This is a genomic window from Roseomonas sp. GC11, from assembly GCF_024437745.1.
Lineage (GTDB): Bacteria > Pseudomonadota > Alphaproteobacteria > Acetobacterales > Acetobacteraceae > Pseudoroseomonas.
The window spans coordinates 1-5,976 of sequence record NZ_JANFNY010000149.1 but is presented as its reverse complement, the minus strand read 5'-3'; the positions used below and the strand labels follow the sequence as shown (position 1 = coordinate 5,976).

Genomic DNA, 5,976 nt, shown 5'->3' with positions numbered 1-5,976 from the left:
ACCACGTCAATAGGCCGCATGTGTACGCCTGGTAACAGGCTCAGCTAAGCGGTCCTAATCGCCCAAACGATCTCATCACAACACACACGCCGTCTGTAGCAATACAGACACCGCACGCAGCACCAATCCGCACTCACCCACAAACACTCGAAAACACATCACCAAATCAGAACATACACATCCGATACTTCTCTCACTCAAAGGTCCGGCTCGGTGGCCTGGTGGCCATCGCGGGGTTGATACACCCGATCCCATCCCGAACTCGGCCGTGAAACACCCCAGCGCCCATGGTACTCCGCCTCAAGGCGCGGGAGAGTAGGTCGCCGCCAGGCCACCAAGCCGGACCCCTCAGTGAAAAAAAACATATCGAATACAAACCACCCACGCGGGGTGGAGCAGCCCGGTAGCTCGTCAGGCTCATAACCTGAAGGTCACAGGTTCAAATCCTGTCCCCGCATCCCATCAAAACCCCCTCTCCCTCAAAAGAGCAGGGGGGTTTGCTTTTTGTTCTGTGCGCTGCTAACCCGCGCCGCGTGTCCACCCCGCCAGCCCTGCGCCTGAAGCGCCTCATGCTGCAGAATTTCCGCAGCTACGAGGCGCTCGATATCCCGTTCCAGGCCGGCATCGTCGTCATCGCCGGGCCGAATGGCGCCGGGAAGACCAATCTCCTCGAAGCCATCAGCCTGCTGGCCCCTGGGCGCGGCCTGCGCGGCGCGCGCGCCACCGAATGGGGGCGCCGCCAGGGCGTGGAGAGCCTGCCCTGGACCATCGCCGGGCATTTCGACAGCCCCGCCGGCCCCGTCACCATCGGCACCGGGCAGGAAAGCGGGGCGGATCGCCGCGGCTTCCGCCTCGATGGCGCGCCGGTGCGCAGCCAGGCTGAACTTTCCGCCCATTTCGCCGCGCTGTGGCTGACGCCGCAGATGGACCGCCTCTTCCAGGAAGGCGCCAGTGGCCGCCGCAAATTCCTCGACCGCCTCGTCTGGGCGCGTGAGCCGGGCCATGCCCGCGAGGTCGCCGCCTTCGAGGCCGCCATGGCCCAGCGCAACCGCCTGCTGGCCGAGGGGCGGCGCGATGCCCGCTGGCTCGCCGCGCTTGAGGATACCATGGCCCGCCATGCCATCGCCGCCATCGCGGCGCGGCGGGCGGCGGTGGCCCAGTTGAATGGCGCGCTGGCCGGTGGCGTGGCCGGGGCCTTTCCCGCCGCGCGGCTGGAGCTGCTCTGCCCCCTGGCCGGGGCGCTCAACCAGCACCCCGCCCTGGCCGTGGAGGAGGAATTGCGCGCCGGCCTCGCCGCCGACCGGGCGCGCGATGCCGCCGCCGGCTCCGCCCGCCAGGGGGCCCACCGCACCGATCTGCGCCTGCTGCTGCTGCCGCGCGACATCCCCGCGGAATTGTGTTCCACCGGCGAGCAGAAGGCGCTGCTCACCAGCACCATCCTGGCCCAGGCGGCGCTGGTGACGGCGCATCGCGGCCTCGCCCCCCTGCTGTTGCTGGACGAGGTGGCGGCGCATCTGGATCCCGGGCGGCGCGCCGCCCTCTTCGCGGCCCTCGCCGCCCTGCCCGGGCAGTGCTTTCTGACGGGCACCGAGCCCGCGCCCTTCGCGCCGCTGGAGGGGCGGGCGGAATTCTTCGCCGCACAGCCCGGCACGCTGTGCCGTGATGCCGATTTCCCCGTGTCCCCGGGCCCATAAAATGCTAGAAAATCCTGTCTTTCCGCCCGTCTTCCTGACGGTCCTGAGCAGGAGTTTCCGCCCGGCATGAGTGAGTCCGCGCGCGCGCTGTCCCCCGCCTCCGAGACGCAGGCGGACGCCTATGACAGCGCCTCCATCACCGTGCTGCGCGGGCTGGAAGCCGTCCGCAAGCGCCCCGGCATGTATATCGGCGACACGGATGACGGCTCCGGCCTGCATCACATGGCGTTCGAGATCATCGACAACGCCGTCGACGAGGCCCAGGCCGGCTTCGCCTCGCGCTGCGATGTGGCGCTGAACGCCGATGGCTCCGTCACCGTCACCGATGACGGGCGCGGCATCCCGACCGACATCCACTCCGAGGAAGGCGTCTCCGCCGCCGAGGTGGTGCTGACCCGGCTGCATGCCGGCGGCAAGTTCAACCAGAATTCCTACAAGGTCTCGGGCGGGTTGCACGGCGTCGGCGCCGCCGTCGTCAACGCGCTCTCCGAATGGATGGAAGTCGTGATCTGGCGCAATGGCCAGGAACACTTCATCCGTTTCGAGCATGGCGAGACGGTGCAGCCGCTGAAGGTCGTCGGCCCGTCCAGCCACACGAATGGCACGCGCGTCACCTTCAAGCCTTCCGCCGGGACCTTCACCCGCACGGAATATGAATTCGCCATCCTGGAGAAGCGCCTGCGCGAGCTGGCCTTCCTCAATTCCGGCCTCGCCATCACCCTGCGCGACGAGCGCCCGGTGGTGCTGGGCGAGCCGGCGCGCGAGACCAGCTTCTGCTTCGAGGGCGGGCTGACCGCCTTCGTCGAGTGGCTGGACCGCAGCAAGGAGCCGCTGTTCAAGCCTCCCGTGGCGGTGAAGGCCAAGGAGCAGAACGGCATCCAGGTCGAGCTGGCGATGTGGTGGAACAACAGCCCGCATGAAGTGGCGCTGTGCTTCACCAACAACATCCCGCAGCGCGATGGCGGCACGCACCAGGCCGGCTTCCGCCAGGCGCTGACCCGCATCGTCACCAAATACGCCGAGGAGATGGCGAAGAAGGAGAAGGTCGAGCTCTCTGGCGAGGATATGCGCGAGGGGCTGACGGCGGTTCTCTCCGTCAAGGTGCCGGACCCGAAATTCTCCAGCCAGACCAAGGACAAGCTGGTCTCCTCCGAGGTCCAGCCGGTGGTGCAGGCGGCGGTGGCCGATGCGCTCTCCCACTGGTTCGAGACGCATCCGAAGGAGGCGCGGCAGGTCCTGGATCAGGTCGTGCTCGCCGCCGCCGCGCGCAAGGCGGCGCAGCTGGCGCGGGAGAAGGTGGGGCGCAAGAACGCGCTCGATATCTCCACCCTGCCCGGCAAGCTGGCCGACTGCCAGGAGAAGGACCCGAGCAAGTGCGAGCTGTTCCTGGTCGAGGGTGACTCGGCCGGTGGCTCCGCCAAGCAGGGGCGCGACCGCCGCTTCCAGGCCATCCTGCCGCTGAAGGGCAAGATCCTGAATGTCGAGCGCGCGCGCATCGACAAGATGCTGTCCTCGGCGGAAATCGGCACGCTGATCACCGCGCTCGGCACCGGCATCGGCACCGGGCCGGTGGAGCGGGGCGGCTTCTCGGCTGACAAGCTGCGCTACCACCGCATCGTCATCATGACCGACGCCGATGTCGATGGCTCGCATATCCGCACGCTGCTGCTGACCTTCTTCTTCCGGCAGATGCCGGAGCTGCTGACGCGCGGGCATCTCTACATCGCCCAGCCGCCGCTCTACCGCGCCAAGCGCGGGCAGGAGGAGCGCTACCTCAAGGATGACCGCGCCCTTGAGGACTACCTGATCGAGAAGGCGCTGCATGGCGCCAGCCTGCGCTTCGCCGATGGCCGCACGGTGGCGGGGGATGAGCTGCGCGAGGTGGTCGAGACCCTGCGGCAGACCGCGCACCGCATCCGCCGCCTGGCCACGGCCATGCCGGCGGAGATGGTGGAGCAGGCGGCGATTGCCGGCGCGCTGGTGCCGGATGCGGAGCGTGCCCTGGCCGCGGCGCCGGATCTGGCCGCGCGGCTCGACACGCTGGCCCGCCCCACGGAACGCGGCTGGAAGGTTTCCTTCAGTGCCGAGGGGCTGGTGATGGCGCGGATGGTGCGTGGCGTGGCCGAGCGCCACCGCCTCGACCCCGTGGCCCTGCGCGGTGTGGAGGCGCGCTGGCTGTCCGAGCGGCATGCGGCGCTCGCCGCGTCCTGGCGGGAACCGGCGGTGCTGGCGATGGAGGGCCCGGCGCAGAGCGTGGCCGGCCCGCTGGCCACGTTCGAGCGCATCCTGGCGCAGGGCCGCAAGGGCCTGGCGATTCAGCGCTTCAAGGGCCTGGGCGAGATGAACCCCGACCAGCTGTGGCAGACCACGCTGGACCCCGCCGCGCGCACCCTCCTCCAGGTGAAGATCGACGATGTGGAGGATGCCGAGCAGGTCTTCTCCACGCTGATGGGCGATGTGGTGGAGCCGCGGCGCGAGTTCATCGTGGGCAATGCGCTGAAGGTCGCCAACCTCGATATTTAATTTCCCAGGGGCGTCCTGCTTCTTTCCTGAGGCGGGACGCCCCGGACAAAGTCTTTTTGCTTCTTTTTCTTCAGAAAAAGAAGATTTCTCTCCGTCGTTCCAACGAGCCGCCCGCATGACCGAGCCGATGACCGAAGCCGCGCTGCGGCGCCTGACGGAGCTGGAGTCGCTGGTGGCGCGGCTGGGCGATGCGGTGCTGGCCTTGCGGCAGGCGCGGGATGACGAGGCCGGGCGTGCCGCCGCGCTGGAGCGTGAGCTGGCGATGGCCGAGGCGCGCCTGATGGTGGAGACGATGCACAGCGCCGGGCTGGCGGCGCAGGCGACGCATCTGCTCTCTGTCGGGGCGGAGCAGGCGCTGTCTCCGGCGGGGGAGGGCGGCAAGACCGTGCTGACCCTGGTCTATGAGCAGGCTTTCGATTCGAAGGGGCGCGAGCTGGGCGTGCCTTCGCCGGAGAGCTTCCGGGCGGCCTGACGCGCGCGGGGCGGGATCGCCCCGGAGGCTGCCGCAACGCCGGCGCGGGCCGCGAAAACCAATAAGTCGATATACAAAAAATTATTCGCATCACCTTGACGTGATGTCGATTGACTGCGGCAAGACGCGTAAAGCTCAAGGTATCGTTAATCTCTGTACTTGCCCGTTCGGATCGCTCGCGCGCTCCGCTGGAGAAACCACGTCCATGAAGTCCTTTTCCCGTCTGGCGCTGCTGGCGTCCGTTGCCTTCGCGCCTGCTCTTGCCCATGCCCAGCCGGTGCAGGGCTTTTATGTCGGCGCCGGTGCTGGCCTGAATCTGAGCGAGGGCGGCGACATCAAGGCCGACAGCAGCAATCTGCGCAGCGCCTTTGGCGCTGGTGGCGACCATGACTTCAAGCCCGGCTATGCCGGCGTGCTGTCCTTCGGCTATGGCTTCGGCAATGGCCTGCGCCTGGAAGCGGAAGCCAATTTCCGCCAGAACAGTATTGATGACTTTGGCGGCTTCAGCCGCATCGCCAGCCCGCGCAGCGCCAATGGCCATATGAAGTCCTATGGCGGCATGGCCAATGCCCTGTACGACTTCAACCTGGGCCTGCCGCTGGGCCTGACGCCCTATGTTGGCCTGGGCGCTGGCTATATCTACAGCAATTACGAATCCGCGGTGCTGCGTGGCGCTGGCGGCAGCTACCTGGCCGTCATCGGCTCGGAGTGGAAGCCGGCGGTGCAGGGCATTGTCGGTGCCTCGCTGCCGATCGCGCCGGTGCCGGGCCTGTCCGCCACGCTGGAATACCGCTACCTGGCGGCTTACGACCTGAGCGTGGACACCAATTACCGCGCCACCAATGGCACGGTGACGCGCGGTTCTGCCAAGCTGGACAACACCAACCACTCGATCCTGGTTGGCCTGCGCTATGCCTTCAACGCGCCGGCTGCTCCGGCGCCGGTGCCCGTCGCCGCGCCGGTCCCCCCGGCCGCCGCGCCGGCCCCGGCCCGCACCTATCTGGTCTTCTTCGACTTCGACCGTGCTGACCTGACGGACCGCGCCCGCCAGATCATCGCCGAGGCGGCGCAGAATTCCGGCCGCGTGCAGGCGACGCGCATCGAGGTGGCCGGCCATGCCGACCGCTCGGGCTCGCCGCAGTACAACCAGCGCCTGTCGCAGCGCCGCGCTGACGCGGTGGCCGCGGAGCTGGTGCGCCTGGGCGTGGCGCGCACCGCCATCACCGTGCAGGCCTTTGGCGAGAGCCGCCCGCTGGTGCCGACCGCCGATGGCGTGCGCGAGCCGCA

General features: G+C 68.2%; 4 protein-coding genes, 1 tRNA gene and 1 rRNA gene. All 6 read left to right on the top strand.

The window, feature by feature from the left end; all coding sequences use genetic code 11:
* Positions 1-217: 217 nt before the first annotated feature.
* Positions 218-332 (top strand): 5S ribosomal RNA (gene rrf, locus NON00_RS23880).
* 52 nt (positions 333-384) lie between these two features.
* Positions 385-458: transfer RNA gene (locus NON00_RS23875), tRNA-Met, on the top strand.
* Between the two features lie 111 nt (positions 459-569).
* Positions 570-1,694 carry a DNA replication/repair protein RecF gene (recF, locus tag NON00_RS23870; protein ID WP_408906446.1) on the top strand — a complete coding sequence of 375 codons (1,125 nt, stop codon included), beginning with the start codon at positions 570-572 and terminating at the stop codon, positions 1,692-1,694.
* A 66-nt stretch (positions 1,695-1,760) separates the two neighbouring features.
* Entirely contained in the window at positions 1,761-4,217 is a 2,457-nt protein-coding gene (gyrB, locus tag NON00_RS23865) for a DNA topoisomerase (ATP-hydrolyzing) subunit B (RefSeq protein WP_256025292.1), read from the top strand.
* A 115-nt stretch (positions 4,218-4,332) separates the two neighbouring features.
* Positions 4,333-4,689: a hypothetical protein gene (locus NON00_RS23860; RefSeq protein WP_256025290.1), complete on the top strand. Its 357-nt coding sequence runs from the start codon at positions 4,333-4,335 to the stop codon at positions 4,687-4,689.
* Between the two features lie 205 nt (positions 4,690-4,894).
* Positions 4,895-5,976 (top strand): OmpA family protein (locus NON00_RS23855; protein WP_256025289.1); only part of this gene is annotated, 1,082 nt, incomplete at its 3' end.

Excerpts from the sequence above, each read along its gene's own strand:
- recF (WP_408906446.1), top strand. The coding sequence starts at position 570 with ATGCTGCAGAATTTCCGCAGCTACGAGGCGCTCGATATCCCGTTCCAG.
- gyrB (WP_256025292.1), top strand. The coding sequence starts at position 1,761 with ATGAGTGAGTCCGCGCGCGCGCTGTCCCCCGCCTCCGAGACGCAGGCG.
- NON00_RS23860 (WP_256025290.1), top strand. The coding sequence starts at position 4,333 with ATGACCGAGCCGATGACCGAAGCCGCGCTGCGGCGCCTGACGGAGCTG.